Source organism: Roseovarius albus (assembly GCF_900172335.1).
In the GTDB taxonomy this organism is placed as follows: Bacteria; Pseudomonadota; Alphaproteobacteria; order Rhodobacterales; family Rhodobacteraceae; genus Roseovarius; species Roseovarius albus.
On record NZ_FWFX01000012.1, the window covers coordinates 17,733 to 31,813 of the forward strand.

Genomic DNA, 14,081 nt, shown 5'->3' on the forward strand with positions numbered 1-14,081 from the left:
AGCGAGGTGTTCCACATAATTCTAGGTCAAAGACCCTCGGGCTGACCAACCACCACAAAAGTCAACTTGTCGGGGTCCAGAAATTCACGCGCCACGCGGTTAATGTCTTCCAGCGTCACGGCATTCACCCGGTCATTACGATTTGCGATGTAATCAGTCGGCCGGCCACTCATCTGCATCCCAGCGGCAATGTTGGCGATGGTACCATTTCCGTCAAACCGCAGGGGGTATGCCCCGGTCAGATAGGTTTTCGCATCATCCAATTCAGCCTGTGTCACGCCTTCATCGCGAATTCGGGCCCATTCATTTTGAATGACCTCAATCGCTTCGGCGACACGGTCGTTTCCAGAAGCAACCGAACCCATCATAATCTCGGCCCCATCACGGTCGGACAGGAAAGTGTAGATCCCATAGGTCAAACCACGTTTTTCACGAACCTCTTGCATCAGGCGACTTTCAAACCCCCCGCCCCCAAGGATGTGGTTCAAGACAAAGGCGGCAAAGAAATCATCATCGTTGCGATCAATCCCGGGCTGTCCAAATGTCACGACCGACTGCGGTGTCGGGAAATCCACAACCTGAACGTCGCCGGGGAGGTTGATCGTCGCCTCACCTGCCAAATCTACTGACGCCTCGGGCAGGTCTGCCAAAAGATCATCCAGCAACGCGCCCAGTTCTTCGGCGTTGATGTCCCCCACCGCACTGACAAACAGATGATCGCGCGTCAGGGCAGCCTGATGCGCGGCAACGATGTCATCCCGCGTGAGTGCCGCGACGCTTTCCAGGGTGCCATCTTGCACGCTGCCATAGGGATGTTCGCCGTAAACCAGTTCACGAAACTCGGATCTGGCGATGGCATCTGGGTCTTTCGCGTCAGATTGAAGGCCGGATTCCACCTGCGCTCGTACCCGATCAATGGCATCCTGATCGAAACGCGGGTTGATCAGGCTGTCGCGCAGCAGATCAATCGCCTCAACCCGGTTTTCGGTCAGGAACCGCGCTGAAACACTCACGGCATCATCGCTGACACTATACGAGAAGGACACGGCCAGCTCTTCGGCGCGGCGATTGAAGGCTTGAGAATCCAAGTCACCCGCCCCTTCCTCCAGCAATGCTCCCATGAGATTGGTAGCCCCACGCTTACCGGATGTATCCAGACTTGCCCCTCCACGGAAACGCAATTCTAGCGCGACAAAGGGGATTTCGTGACTCTCAACCAGCCAGGCATCAATACCGCCGGTGCTTGTGAGCTCTTGAATATCGACATCAGCTCGCGCAGGGATAGCTGCGAAGACGGCCACAAAGGCCAAAGCAAAGCGGATCATTGTGTGACCTCCGTTCCTTTCAACCAGCCGGTGACGGCGTTCTTGCGATCAAAGACATCCTTGGCTGCCTGCATAATGTCCTCTTCAGTCACGGCCTGAAGGATCTCGGGCCAAGCCTGCACATCCTCAACCGTCAATCCGGTCGACAACCCCCGGCCATAGCGGTTGGCCAAGGACCTGACGCTATCGCGTGCGTAGATCTGCGAGGCGCGCAGTTGCATCTTGATTCGCTCAAGGTGCTCCGGATCGACACCAGTTTCCATGAACTCTGCCAGAACCTCATCCATCGCGGTTTCGGCTTCTTCCAATGTCACATCTGATGCGGGGACAATGCCCACTTCGAACGTCGTCTCATCCAGCGACCCACCGCCATAATAAGCATAGGTATAGATGGATTTCGGAGTCTCGAACTGCAGCTTTTCGGCCAGAACGGAAGTCGTACCCCCGCCCAGAATTTCAGCCAGAATAGTCAGGGCTGCCGCTTCTTCTTGGTCTCCTAGATTTCGTTCCGGCGCGAGATAGGACCTTGCAACATAGGGCTGTGCCACACGCGGATCCTCAAAGACCAGCCGCCGTTCCGCAGTTTGTGGAGGCTCCTGAGCGCGCTCACGTTCTGGCAAATCGGCGTTGGCCGGGATCACACCGTAGTAGGTCTCGGCAAGCGCCTTCACCTCGTCTGGCTCAACATCCCCTGCAACCACCAAAATGGCATTGTTGGGCGCATAGTGTCTTTCGTAGAAAGTTAGAGCGTCCTCAAGGTCCAGCGCATGCATTTCATGCTTCCACCCGATGATCGGTACGCCGTAGCGGTGATTAAGGTACTGCGCGGCATTCTTTTGCTCGCGGAATAGGGCTGATGGATCATTTTCGGTGCGTTGATTGCGCTCTTCGATGATCACATCGCGCTCGGTTAGGATTTCCTCCTCACCCAGCTGTATATTGACCATACGGTCGCTTTCCATCTGCATCATCAGCTCAAGCCGGTCCGCGGCAATCCGCTGAAAGTAAGCCGTATAGTCGTAGCTGGTGAACGCATTGTCGCTGCCGCCGTTTTGAGCAACGGTCGCTGAAAACTCTCCCGGCTCCAGTTTTTCAGTGCCTTTAAACAGCAAATGCTCAAGAAAGTGCGCAACGCCTGAGGCTCCTGCAGGTTCATCGGCGGACCCTGCTTTGTACCAGACCATATGAACCACGACCGGGGCGCGGTGATCTTCGATCACAACCACCTCCATCCCGTTATCAAGGGTGAAGTTTGTGACCTGTTCGTTTGCCCGCGCTGGCATCGTCGCCACCGCCAACAAAGCAGAACAGAGGGCCAGAATGCGCATCATGCACCTCCGCTTATGAAATCAACTGGTTGATTAGTTACGTTGCCTTCCCAAGACTTCAAGAAAGCTTAACTATATTTGATAATTAATTCGCAAAATTATTCGCCTGGGGGGGCTGAAGGTGTACCAACGCCTTGCGCGCTTAGTTGTTCGCGCGCAGCTTGCGAATTCAGCCATTCTTTTTTGTAAGCCAGAGTATAATCATCATCGGGCCCAATATTGAGAATATTTACACGCCCACGCTTTTTGCGCACTTCAGCGTCCTCAACCGCAACGATGGTGCGGATATCTGGCTCAACGCCATAGCGGCGCGAATAATTGACCAATGCTGTTTCGCTCGCGTTTATCTTGTTTCCTGCCAGTGCCGCCGGATTACCACCAAGTGCGATGACGCCCTCGGCTCTGGGATTTACATCCGTCAAGTTCGCTGTACCCGGTGCAGGCGCGGGCAAGCTAGTAAAGCTTTCGGGCTCTTGCAGCGGCTTGGACGGGAGAATCGCAAATTCATCTGGGCCATTGCCCGTATGCTTGATCCGGGTCAGGGGTTTATCCTTTCCAGAACAGGCCGCCACAGCGGTCAAAACCATCGCCATCATCACTACACGTGGCATTGCCATTGCCTATCTCCTGCCATTTCCCAAGGCTTTTACCCTATTCCTGTGCGCCCGTCACGCAGGCTTTTTTGAGGGGGTGAAAAAGATCAAACCAATCGCACCTGCGAAAACCGCGATGTCAGCCACGTTGAATGAATATGGATTGTTGAAACCGCAGCACGACATGTTCAGAAAGTCCGCCACCGCCCCGTAGAGCACCCGGTCGATGACATTGCCTAAAGCACCACCAATCAATAGGCCCGTGGCGACTTTTTGCCAAAAGCTGCCTTCTTCACGCTTCACCCACCACAAAACCGCCGCACAGATAACCAGAGCGACCCCGATCAGGATCCACCGGGTCATCGGGCTATCCTGCGCCAATAGGCCGAAATTCACGCCGTAATTCCACGCCATGCGGAAGTTCAGTAAGGGCGGCAGCACATCAATGGAGTATTCATTGATCAAATCCATGTGATGCACGACCCAATACTTGCTTATCTGATCAAGCAAAAAGGTCAGCAACCCAGTCCAGAAAATGATCCGCATTCGTGTCTCCCGCCCTATCCGGCCAACAGGTATTTAGTGAAGGAAGTGGCGCATGCCAGTCAGGACCATCGCAAGACCTGCTTCGTCCGCCGCCGCGATCACATCTTCGTCACGCATAGAACCGCCGGGGTGGATCACTGCCGTTGCACCCGCTTCGGCCGCCGTTAGCAACCCGTCGGCGAATGGAAAGAACGCATCTGATGCGACAACGCTTCCTTGGGTAAGCGGTGTGCTCAGGCCCAGTTCGGCGGCCATATCTTCAGATTTACGGGCAGCAATCCGGCAGCTATCGACGCGGCTCATTTGGCCGGCACCAACGCCGACGGTCGCACCATCTTTGACATAGACGATCGCATTTGACTTCACGTGTTTCGCAACCTTCCAAGCAAACAACATATCTGCCATTTCCTGCTCGGTCGGGGTGCGCTTGGTCACAACCTTCAAATCATCGGCTGTCAGAACGCCGCTGTCTTTGTCCTGTACTAGGTATCCGCCGGATACTTGCTTGATCATCAGGGCTGCCTCGGCAGGATCTGCCAGTCCGTCAGTGGTCAGCAGGCGCAGGTTTTTTTTGGCTGCGAATATGGCTTTTGCTTCGTCATCCGCACCGGGTGCAATGACCACCTCGGTAAAGATCTGAGTGATTTCCTGCGCCGTTGCACCATCCAACGGTTGGTTCAGGGCAATAATTCCACCAAAGGCCGATGTCCGGTCGCAATCGAACGCGCGTGAATACGCTTCTTGCAAGGAGGCGCCACGTGCGACGCCACAAGGGTTGGCGTGCTTGATGATCGCACAGGCAGGGCCGTTTTCCGGTGCAAATTCACTGACCAGCTCAAATGCCGCATCGGTATCGTTAATATTGTTATAGCTCAGTTCTTTGCCCTGGTGCTGAGCGGCTGTCGCCACGCCTGCGCGGGTGCTGCCATCTTTGTAAAACGCTGCTTGCTGATGCGGGTTTTCGCCATAGCGCAGCGTTTGTGCCAATGTCCCAGCCACAGCACAGCGCCGCGGGGCCTGCTCATCTAGCGCCTTGGCCATCCAAGCCGACACGGCGGCATCATAAGCGCCGGTGCGTGAGTAGGCGTTCAACGCCAAACGCTGGCGGAAGGCATATGTTGTCTGGCCGTCGTTGGCTTTCAGCTCTTCCAGCAGGGGGGCATAATCTTCGACATCAACCACAACATTCACGAATGAGTGGTTCTTGGCCGCCGCACGGATCATCGCCGGGCCGCCAATGTCGATGTTTTCGATGCAGGTGTCATAATCGGCACCTTTGGCAACGGTTTCCTCGAATGGATACAGGTTCACCACCAATAGATCGATCGCGCCAATGCCGTGGGTGTCCATCGCAGCCAGGTGGTCGTCATTATCACGCAACGCCAGCAAACCGCCATGCACCATCGGGTGCAGGGTTTTCACCCGGCCGTCCATCATTTCAGGAAAGCCGGTCACATCCGCCACATCACGTACATCCAGCCCGGCTTCGCGCAGGGTCTTGGCACTGCCGCCGGTCGATAACAACTCTACCCCCATGTCGGACAGGGCACGGCCCAGATCAATCAGTCCGGTTTTATCGGACACAGACAATAGGGCACGGCGAACAGGGGCGAGGTTGGTCATGGGCAGCGGATCCTTAGCAGCTCGGTCAGCGGGTCAATTTTCAAGATCAGTCAGACCATCCAAATCGTCCTGCACCAGATCGCGAATGCTGACGGGTGCATCTTCGGGCTTAGCCAATGACCATCTTATGCGGCTCGCATACTCCATTGCGCGACCAGATAGAATAACCTGTTTCGTCGCACGCGGCTTTAATCGGTGTTTTTCCAGATAAACACTGGGCTCTAGCTTTAATTGACAGGCGCTATCAGTTCGAAACAGCCACATCTCGCCACTCTTGAGCACCATCGACACCATAGTGCCTCCCATATCCAGCGAGGCTTCGACATCCGGATGCAGGTGGAACCGGATATCGAAATTGATTCCCAACAGATTGCGCGCGTCCATTTGTTTATCAAAAACACGCTTGTCCTGATCCGAGGGGATAAAGAGCGTTTCCTCCCCTACGATGCCGCTGCCGTCAAACACGACCTCCAGCTTGCGGCGGTGAATCAAGCCATGAGTCTGCCTATATCCGTCATGTTGGCCTTCGAAACTGATCCCATCCGGTGCGGGGTTGATTGCTACCGGTACCCGCATTGGTACTTGCGTTAACCAATCACGATTTTCATCGGTTGACCCCAAACGCGAACTGGAATGCCCATCCATCACAAGTGCCGAATGCGAAGGTGTTGCGCGCCCCGCTCGACGCCATTGGCTGCCAAAACTGCGACCAGAGCCGCAATTCACAATCAATGGTCTGCGGCCGGATGTAAGTTCAAACGCAAGGGTCGAGGCATGGGCTTCGGTCGAGGCCTTTCCCTTGGGCGGGGCGGCGGCGTCGATGATGATGCTGGTTCGGCCAGCGGATAAGCGTGCAAACCCCATGGATAGACCCATAGGCTGGCCATGTTTGACGCCGCTTTCCGCCAAAGCATGGTCCAAACGCCCGGTTAATCCTCGACCCCCGCCATGAAAGCGGGCAAGGCTTCCATCAGCGTGGCGCAGGGTGCGAAGGGTGGGCGCGATCCGCTCAATGGCAGCCCGATGCGCATCGCTGGGGGTTTTGCCAGCCTCGTGCAGGGCCATCGCGGTCCAGTTCAGCAAAGTGAACACTTCGAGCAATTCTTCGGGGTTGCGGGTCGGAATGCCACCTTGTTCGCTAATTTGCACGTTGCATTCTTTTGCCAATGCTTTCAACGCAGTAGGCAATTGCCCTTCCATTCCTTCAAGCGACAAACCGGCGTAGATCAGGCCGATCAACGCCTCAAACCGGGGTAGACCGGGAGGTGATGCGCGCCAGCGACGTTCAAGGAAGAGAGTCTGCTGCCCAAGGGAGCGGTAAAACTGTGTTGATCGCTCCGCTTCTTGCCCCCGAAGCAGAAAAATCGCGTGGTTGATCCAACGGATGAGACGGCGCCCAGTCAGCTCAGGCGTCCAACCGGACCCGGCCCCGTGACCATAGAGAGCAATCCATTGCCACAGCCAGTCTTGCGCAACTTTGCGCGCCGCTGTATCGCCAACGGCTGCCAAGTCATCAAGCCAGATAAACCCTTGTAATTCTGTCGAAAAACTCTCATCCGGGGAGGCAACATCCCACAGGCTTTGACCCGCCCCCTGCAGTAGGTGCCCAGCAAACAGAAAATTCCCCGAGATCAGCTGACGCCCCTTGGCAAAGCTGCCAATCGTGCGCGGTTCAGGCTGCGACACGAACCCCGTCGCCGGGCGGGACAGCGTCACACGCCGCGCGGCCAGACGGTTCATCCAGCGCGCCCAATTGATAGACAGATTATCGGAGTATGTCATTGACCCGGCCTCTGCACGCTCTTCGCGGCGTTCCAGATAACAGCATATCCGGGAGGAAAACCCAAGTCACGGAATGATGCAGTTTTGAGCGCGATAAGTTTGTACAAGTTGTACGTGGGTTTTGTACATAAATCGAAACGAAGCCCAACAGGTTGGGCAATTCCTGCCCACCCCTCGGTCAACGCATTATCAACCATAGCGTAGTGATGATGCCGTTTGTCGGACTATCGTCGTATCCGCCGACATGGAGCAACCCGGTCGAGCACAGATTAGTCACGAGGGCGGTGGATTGGCTGCATTCATCGATCCGCCGTGACAATCGATGCGGGCAAGTTGATCCGGAATGGATGGCACAGGATTATGCGAACGATTTTGGCGAATGACCCGTAGGGTGGGCAGTTTTGCCCACCAAGTGTTTCACAACAGTCGTTTACGCACATGGTGAGGACAGCGGTGGGCAAAAATTGCCCACCCTACGGCTCGCTGAATGTTGTCCACATAACCCAAACCTTCAAAAATTTTTATAATTTCGCGGTGAAAAATCACTCGGCCAAGATCTGGCCGCGCCCGCAGGCCCCAATCAAACCAGCATCCTCAAATGCCTGTTTCAACCGATCCGATATGAATATTTTACGCGGGTATTCGCCATCGCAAAACAGATCGCGGTCACCGATTCTATCTAGGTGAAACACAGGTTTCCACGCCTCTACCGGCGGTCTGGGGCTGTAAAATCCGGGGAGCCTATCGGAATGCGGATTAACCAAAGTTGGGCCTTCCGGGTACATCTTCATCGGCGGTTCGGTTTTTTCCGCATTCATTGCAAAAATCCGATGCCCCGGTGCAAACCAGAAGTACTGCTTTTCAACCGGCTCACCTTTGCTGTTTTCGACCTGCACCGGCACAAATTGATGAATGCCCGGGTCATACGCTTCGACGACATCACGGAAGGCTTCAGAGGCCAGCTGTCGTTGCCCCCCACCCCAATCCACATAGTCCTCGTAGAGTGCAGGCAGATCTGTGCGGCCTCGCAATACCGTCACTTTCAATCGCGTTGGGAGATTAGTTGGGTCCAAATGCCGCCCTGATTGCCAGACTTCCGTGACAGATAACTTGGATTTCCCAATGTCGATACTCCAATCCATCGGTTGGATATGTTTCCAATCTTCATCCAAGGGATCAATGTCGGTACTGCGACCGCTGTCTTTGGGATCATTCGGGCCGACACCTTCTTTTAAATACCAGATCATTGCAGCACATCCTTTGCAGAGGCCGGTTTCGCCCCATCTTCTGCAGTGTTTCGGCATCCACCAACCGGGAGATGATCGGGTGCAGGCGCAGGTCGCCATCTTTGATCACCTGTTTGAAATTGGCAATCACGCTGGTGGTGGTTTTCTGATCGGGTGCGATCATGTCCAGCAGCCAGTTGATCTCGCCGCTCGCCCATACATCGGCTTTCAGGTGCACCTGCGCGCGCATGGCGACGATCTTTTTGAGGATTTCGGGGTCGATGCCGGAAGAGACGGCGGTTTGTAAGATCTGCATGGGATAGGTATGCCCGGATCACAAGGGGCGCACAACCCATAGGTGCGGCACGCGGATATGTAGCGGCCTGTTTTACTGCTTAAAAAGGGTGGGCAAGAATTGCCCACCCTACGAGTGAAGACTGAGATCAGGCCGCGTTGGGCAGGATCACGATATCGACGCGACGGTTCTGGGCGCGACCTTCTTCGGTCAGATTCGAGGCCACGGGTTGGTCTTCGCCACGACCAAAGGTCTGGACGCGGTTGAAGGGCACACCACCTTCGTGCAGCACGTCAGCAACCGCATTGGCGCGACGCTCTGACAGGGCCTGGTTGTGATCTGCGCCGCCGGTGTTGTCGGTGTGGCCAACGACCTGAACGGTGCTGTCAGGGTAATCCTGCAGGCTGCGGGCCACGGTCAACAGATCGCCGCGCAGAACCGGGCTGATATTCGAGCTGTCGACATTGAACAAAATATCTTCGGGCATGGTCAGGATCAGGCGGTCACCAGTGTTGGTGATCTGGATGTCCTCGTTATCGAGGTTCTGACGCAGCTCGGCCTCTTGCCGGTCCAGATAACTGCCGTAAACAGCGCCACCAGCGGCACCCAGTACACCACCGATGATCGCACCTTTGGTTTTGTCATCACTCAACACTGCGCCGGCACCTGCGCCGACGAGGCCCCCCAGAATTGCGCCTGTTTGCGCCTTTTGATTGGGATTCGTTCCACCCAACTGGCCAGGGTCGGTACAGCCGGCCACCAGCAATGCAGAAATACCTGCCATGACGGTCATGGATTTACGTGCTCGGGTCATTTTATGCCTCATTACTCAACGCCCGTTTTTACGGGATCGCGTGAATCATACGCAAAACGCCGCCGATCCCCAAGTCAAATCCATGGGGAAATCGGCGGCATCTTGCGCATAATTTCGTGAGGTAAAGCGTATCAGGCCTCTTGCCGGGCGGACTCCCAGGCCAGAATGGCCCGTTTGACGGGCAACCCCCAGTGATACCCCCCCAAACCGCCGCTTTTTCGCAGGGCGCGGTGGCAGGGGATCAGCAGGCTGATTGGGTTGCGGCCAACGGCAGTGCCCACCGCCCGCACCGCGCGGGGCCGGTTGATGACACGGGCAATTTCGGAATAGGTGGTGACGTGGCCGGAGGGAATTTCAAGCAGCGCCTCCCACACTTTTATTTGCAGGGCTGAGCCGATCAGGTAAAGCGGCGCCTTCTCGGTGATTTGATCACCGGCCCCATAGGCCGTGAGCACCCAGGGGCGCAGCATCATCGGGTCTTCGATAAACTCGGCTTTGGGCCAGCGCGAGACCAGATCCTCCATTGTCGCCTCTTCGCCCATCTCCTCGGCGAACCCGATGCCGCAAATGCCTTTTTCGGTGCCCATGACCAATGAAAGACCAAAGGGGCTATCGAACCAGCCCCAGTAGATCTTCAATCCCTCCCCCTTGCGAGCGTATTCGCCCGGGCTCATCGCCTCCCACCGCAAGAAGAGGTCATGTAGACGGCCCGAGCCGGACAAGCCCAGTTCATGCGCTGTGCCCAGCGTGGTAAAACGTTGATCCAGAAGGGATTTGGCGTGACCTAGCGCGAGATACTGTTGGTACCGTTTTGGTGAGACACCGACCCATGTAGTGAACAGCCGCTGGAAATGTGCGGGACTCATATTCATCTCGGCCGCCAGATCGTTCAATGACTGCCCCGGTCCACCCTGATCAATCAGATCAATGGCCCGGCGCATGACCTGAAAATGATAACCTTCTTGTGTTTCCGCATTCATCTGTTGCGCTCCTGTCTCATGTTCGCAGAATAGGCTTTACACTCACACCACGCGACCCGAATGTTGCGCATAGCTAAATTACCCGGCATAGGGGCAGCCATGGCCAAACAACTTGATTATCATACCATCCGCGAGATTTTTACCCGGTTTCATGAACAAGAAGCAGAGCCTAAAGGCGAGCTGGAACATGTGAATGTGTATACGCTGGTGGTGGCTGTGGCGCTGAGTGCGCAGGCGACCGATGCGGGTGTGAACAAAGCCACGCGCGAACTGTTCAAAATTGCAGATACACCGCAGAAGATGCTGGATCTGGGTGAGGAACAGCTGATCGAGCATATCAAAACCATCGGTCTGTTTCGCAATAAGGCCAAGAACGTGATCAAGCTGTCGCGGATTTTGGTGGAGGACTATGGCGGCGAGGTGCCAAATTCCCGCGCCGCGCTGGAATCGCTTCCCGGTGTCGGGCGCAAGACGGCCAACGTGGTGCTGAACATGTGGTGGGGGATGCCAACGCAGGCGGTGGACACGCATATTTTCCGGGTGGGCAATCGCACTGGCATTTGCCCCGGGAAAGATGTTAACGCGGTCGAGCGCGCGATTGAGGATAATATTCCGGCGGATTTTCAGCATCATGCCCATCATTGGCTGATCCTGCATGGCCGGTATCACTGCAAGGCGCGCAAACCCCTGTGCGGCACCTGCCTGATCCGCGACCTATGTGAATTTGAGGACAAGAACCTATGAGCAAGTACCAAGTTGTTGGCATCGGAAATGCCGTTGTCGATGTGATCAGCCAAAGTGATGATGCGTTTCTGTCGCGCATGGGGATCGACAAGGGCATCATGCAGTTGACCGATCAGGAACGTGGTGAGTATCTCTACAGCCAGATGGAGAACCGCACGCAGATGGCGGGTGGATCGGTGGCCAACACCATCGCGGGACTTGGTGCGCTTGGTCTGAGCACCGGGTTCATTGGCCGGGTCAACGATGACGATCTAGGCCAGTTCTATGCCAAGGAAATGGCCGATGCGGGCACGGATTTCGTTAATCCTCCGGTGGCGGGCGATATGCCGACCTCGCGCTGTATGATCTTTGTCTCGCCTGATGGGGAGCGATCGATGAACACCTATCTGGGGATCTCGACAGAACTCGGCCCCGAGGATGTGCAGGAAGAGGTCGCCGGACAGGCGGAGCTGCTGTTTCTGGAAGGGTATCTGTTTGACAAGGCCAAGGGCAAAGCCGCGTTTCAGGCGGCCGCAGCGGCCTGCCGTGCAGGCGGCGGCAAGGCGGGGATTTCCCTGTCTGATCCGTTCTGTGTGGACCGTCACCGCGAGGATTTCCGGGCGCTGGTCAAGGATCTGGATTTTGTCCTGGGCAATGAGCACGAGTGGAAATCGCTTTATCAAACCGAGGATCTGGGCGCGGCGCTGGAACAGGCGGCCTCCGAGAGCGGTCTGATCGTCTGCACCCGGTCCGGGCAGGAAGTGGTGATTGCCCAAGGCGGCGAGACCACCACCGTGCCGGTGCGCGCCGTTGTGCCGACCGATACCACCGGGGCCGGTGATCAGTTTGCCACCGGGTTCATCTTTGGAATGGCCACGGGTCAGAGCCTTGAGGTGTCTGGCCGGATGGGCTGCATTGCAGCGGCAGAGGTGATCGGCCACTACGGTGCCCGCCCCGAGGCGGATGTGATGGCGTTGTTCAAGAATGAGGGGTTGGTTTGATTAGCAACCCTTCAGGTCAAACAAGAAAATAGTCGCAGATGCTTTTCCTGACACCTTCTTGTTAACCACTGCAATGCAGTTATGTGTGACACATGAAATCGTTATCACTAGTTTTCGGAGCGCTGTTGGTCATAGGCGCTTGGGCATTGCTCCAGATCGGCAAGGGGGTGACATTCACCTACGGCGAATACGAAGAATGGAATAAAGCATTTCTTGAAGACTACTATGCTTGCTGCTTAATGACGGATTTGCAGACGGTGGCTCCCATCGCACTATTAGGGATCGTCTTGCTTCTATTTTCCGCTTGGAGGTTCACCCGGCGTTAAGCGAGGTCCTCACTTTCGTATTGTGAAATTAAATAGCTGCCTTCTCCCGCATTTTGCAGGCTTTTGAAGCCAGTAACCAAAAAGAAGCATCAGTCAAAATTTCCGGGCTTCTCATTTCTTAACCTGATGGATCAGGCCATATGTATAACCACCGTCCAAACGAAGGGTTGGTTTAATCTAAAAATCAAACTCTTAGGACCACGCCCGATCCTGAGTGGGCGTTCACTCCTATAGCGTTGGGTGCCGTGGCTTCCACTTTCCTAAAGCTATTGCTTGTTGAAACGTCGCAAAACGCCCTCCCGCGGGGAGGGCCGGGCGTGGTCCGGGTTCAAGCGCATGGCGCAAATTTGGTCGTGAGCGCAAGGCGCTTGACCCGCAAATCAGATCACGCAACTGTGTTGAAGGATAGCTCGCCACTTTAGGTAGTTCGGATAGGGTGGGTTAAGCAGAGTGAACGGATGAGGGCGCTCTTGATTTTCGATGGAATAACAACACTCCCTGCAGCCCCTTGTAATTTCGATGGCTCGATTCATAAAGCGTGTTTTTCGCGTCGGGCATATGCATCATTGAGGGCCTCGCGGTATAGCCTGCAATGATCGCGCATAACCGCGAAGTTGCAGCCAGCATTGGGCTGGTGATCGGTGGGGCTCTTTGGGGGCTTTATTGGTTGCCATTGCGTTTTTTGGCAGAGCGTGGCTTACCTGGGGCGTGGGCTGGCCTGATCGTCTACCTAGGATGTGCCATAGTGGTCGTCGCACTCGTCCTTTCAGGGCGGTTCGCGATCAAACATCGAAGCCTCGATTTGGCCATCTGCGGGTTGGCCACCGGTGCCGCATTCAGCCTTTATTCAACATCTCTGGTGTTCACGGATGTGGTGCGAGCCATCTTGCTATTCTACCTCACCCCCATCTGGGGCACACTATTGGGTCGGGTATTTCTGGGCGAGGCGCTGACATCTGCCCGGGTGTTCGCACTTGCAATGGCCTTGGGGGGGCTTTTGGTGGTTTTAGGTCTCGGCGATGGCTGGCCGGTGCCCCGAAACATCGGTGACTGGCTTGCGCTGGCCTCTGGCATGGCCTGGGCCTTTGGCTCGATGCGCGTGTACCAACTTACCAATGTGACCACCTTCGAACAGATGGCTGCGTTTGTGTTCGGGGCGCTGGTCATCACCGGCCTGACCATGATTGCGGCACCAGAGTTACTTACGGCAGGCACAGGAATTTCGGTCGGTCTTCGCGCCCTACCTTGGGGCCTGCTCATGGCTCTTTATGTTATTCCAATGTTAGTGCTCACTGTGGGACCTGCACGGTTGCTGACGCCCGGTCGTGTTGGAATATTGCTGATGAGTGATGTGCTTGTTGGCGTAATGTCCGCAGCAATATGGTCCGGCGAGCCGTTTGGCTGGCGCGAGGTGTTAGGCAGTGCACTCATCATAGGCGCGGCGGTGGTCGAAGTGGCCGGGCAGCGTCCTCAGGGACGCATGCCTTCATCTGAGTGACACAGGTGGGCTAGGGAATGC

At 55.8% G+C, this 14,081-nt stretch carries 14 protein-coding genes; 4 read left to right on the forward strand and 10 right to left on the reverse strand.

Annotation, left to right across the window (positions count from 1 at the left end; all coding sequences use genetic code 11):
- Nucleotides 1–26 precede the first annotated feature (26 nt).
- The 10 genes from ROA7450_RS16115 to ROA7450_RS16160 form a co-directional block, all read right to left on the reverse strand.
- Entirely contained in the window at nt 27–1,325 is a 1,299-nt protein-coding gene (locus tag ROA7450_RS16115; protein ID WP_085806977.1) for a M16 family metallopeptidase, read from the reverse strand.
- On the reverse strand, nt 1,322–2,656 hold the full coding sequence (locus tag ROA7450_RS16120; protein ID WP_085806978.1) for a M16 family metallopeptidase: 1,335 nt from the start codon (nt 2,654–2,656) through the stop codon (nt 1,322–1,324). The genes ROA7450_RS16115 and ROA7450_RS16120 overlap by 4 nt, the downstream gene beginning before the upstream one ends.
- Before the next feature lie 95 nt (nt 2,657–2,751).
- Nucleotides 2,752–3,270, reverse strand: coding sequence for a DUF3035 domain-containing protein (locus ROA7450_RS16125; protein ID WP_085806979.1), 519 nt, complete (start codon nt 3,268–3,270; stop codon nt 2,752–2,754).
- A gap of 51 nt (nt 3,271–3,321) precedes the next feature.
- Nucleotides 3,322–3,792 (reverse strand): signal peptidase II, encoded by a 471-nt coding sequence (lspA, locus tag ROA7450_RS16130; protein ID WP_085806980.1) that lies wholly within the window; start codon nt 3,790–3,792, stop codon nt 3,322–3,324.
- Between the two features lie 33 nt (nt 3,793–3,825).
- Nucleotides 3,826–5,415, reverse strand: a complete 1,590-nt coding sequence (purH, locus tag ROA7450_RS16135; RefSeq protein ID WP_085806981.1) for a bifunctional phosphoribosylaminoimidazolecarboxamide formyltransferase/IMP cyclohydrolase — start codon at nt 5,413–5,415, stop codon at nt 3,826–3,828.
- Nucleotides 5,416–5,448: 33 nt separating this feature from the next.
- The gene (locus ROA7450_RS16140) at nt 5,449–7,197 is read right to left on the reverse strand and encodes a heparinase II/III family protein (RefSeq protein WP_085806982.1); all 1,749 of its coding nucleotides are present in this window, start codon (nt 7,195–7,197) and stop codon (nt 5,449–5,451) included.
- 542 nt (nt 7,198–7,739) lie between these two features.
- Nucleotides 7,740–8,444, reverse strand: coding sequence for an imm11 family protein (locus ROA7450_RS16145; protein ID WP_085806983.1), 705 nt, complete (start codon nt 8,442–8,444; stop codon nt 7,740–7,742).
- On the reverse strand, nt 8,407–8,739 hold the full coding sequence (locus tag ROA7450_RS16150) for a hypothetical protein (protein WP_085806984.1): 333 nt from the start codon (nt 8,737–8,739) through the stop codon (nt 8,407–8,409). The genes ROA7450_RS16145 and ROA7450_RS16150 overlap by 38 nt, the downstream gene beginning before the upstream one ends.
- Nucleotides 8,740–8,866: 127 nt before the next feature.
- Nucleotides 8,867–9,532: a YiaD family glycine zipper/OmpA-like lipoprotein gene (locus tag ROA7450_RS16155; protein WP_085806985.1), complete on the reverse strand. Its 666-nt coding sequence runs from the start codon at nt 9,530–9,532 to the stop codon at nt 8,867–8,869.
- Between the two features lie 131 nt (nt 9,533–9,663).
- Nucleotides 9,664–10,512 carry a methylated-DNA--[protein]-cysteine S-methyltransferase gene (locus ROA7450_RS16160; RefSeq protein ID WP_085806986.1) on the reverse strand — a complete coding sequence of 283 codons (849 nt, stop codon included), beginning with the start codon at nt 10,510–10,512 and terminating at the stop codon, nt 9,664–9,666.
- Between the two features lie 99 nt (nt 10,513–10,611).
- Here ROA7450_RS16160 and nth point away from each other — a divergent pair, with 99 nt between their 5' ends.
- From nth to ROA7450_RS16180, 4 genes are all read left to right on the forward strand, one after another.
- Nucleotides 10,612–11,256 carry an endonuclease III gene (gene nth / locus ROA7450_RS16165; RefSeq protein WP_085806987.1) on the forward strand — a complete coding sequence of 215 codons (645 nt, stop codon included), beginning with the start codon at nt 10,612–10,614 and terminating at the stop codon, nt 11,254–11,256.
- On the forward strand, nt 11,253–12,236 hold the full coding sequence (locus ROA7450_RS16170) for an adenosine kinase (RefSeq protein ID WP_085806988.1): 984 nt from the start codon (nt 11,253–11,255) through the stop codon (nt 12,234–12,236). The genes nth and ROA7450_RS16170 overlap by 4 nt, the downstream gene beginning before the upstream one ends.
- 92 nt (nt 12,237–12,328) lie before the next feature.
- Nucleotides 12,329–12,562 (forward strand): hypothetical protein, encoded by a 234-nt coding sequence (locus tag ROA7450_RS21325; protein ID WP_085806989.1) that lies wholly within the window; start codon nt 12,329–12,331, stop codon nt 12,560–12,562.
- A gap of 592 nt (nt 12,563–13,154) precedes the next feature.
- A complete protein-coding gene (locus ROA7450_RS16180; protein ID WP_085806990.1) occupies nt 13,155–14,060 on the forward strand; it encodes a DMT family transporter in 906 nt (301 codons plus the stop codon).
- The last annotated feature ends 21 nt before the right edge of the window (nt 14,061–14,081 follow it).

Bases quoted from the DNA above. Each gene is read 5' to 3' on its own strand.
- ROA7450_RS16115 (WP_085806977.1), bottom strand. From the start codon at position 1,325: ATGATCCGCTTTGCTTTGGCCTTTGTGGCCGTCTTCGCAGCTATCCCT.
- ROA7450_RS16120 (WP_085806978.1), bottom strand. From the start codon at position 2,656: ATGATGCGCATTCTGGCCCTCTGTTCTGCTTTGTTGGCGGTGGCGACG.
- ROA7450_RS16125 (WP_085806979.1), bottom strand. From the start codon at position 3,270: ATGGCAATGCCACGTGTAGTGATGATGGCGATGGTTTTGACCGCTGTG.
- lspA (WP_085806980.1), bottom strand. From the start codon at position 3,792: ATGCGGATCATTTTCTGGACTGGGTTGCTGACCTTTTTGCTTGATCAG.
- purH (WP_085806981.1), bottom strand. From the start codon at position 5,415: ATGACCAACCTCGCCCCTGTTCGCCGTGCCCTATTGTCTGTGTCCGAT.
- ROA7450_RS16140 (WP_085806982.1), bottom strand. From the start codon at position 7,197: ATGACATACTCCGATAATCTGTCTATCAATTGGGCGCGCTGGATGAAC.
- ROA7450_RS16145 (WP_085806983.1), bottom strand. From the start codon at position 8,444: ATGATCTGGTATTTAAAAGAAGGTGTCGGCCCGAATGATCCCAAAGAC.
- ROA7450_RS16150 (WP_085806984.1), bottom strand. From the start codon at position 8,739: ATGCAGATCTTACAAACCGCCGTCTCTTCCGGCATCGACCCCGAAATC.
- ROA7450_RS16155 (WP_085806985.1), bottom strand. From the start codon at position 9,532: ATGACCCGAGCACGTAAATCCATGACCGTCATGGCAGGTATTTCTGCA.
- ROA7450_RS16160 (WP_085806986.1), bottom strand. From the start codon at position 10,512: ATGAATGCGGAAACACAAGAAGGTTATCATTTTCAGGTCATGCGCCGG.
- nth (WP_085806987.1), top strand. From the start codon at position 10,612: ATGGCCAAACAACTTGATTATCATACCATCCGCGAGATTTTTACCCGG.
- ROA7450_RS16170 (WP_085806988.1), top strand. From the start codon at position 11,253: ATGAGCAAGTACCAAGTTGTTGGCATCGGAAATGCCGTTGTCGATGTG.
- ROA7450_RS21325 (WP_085806989.1), top strand. From the start codon at position 12,329: ATGAAATCGTTATCACTAGTTTTCGGAGCGCTGTTGGTCATAGGCGCT.
- ROA7450_RS16180 (WP_085806990.1), top strand. From the start codon at position 13,155: ATGATCGCGCATAACCGCGAAGTTGCAGCCAGCATTGGGCTGGTGATC.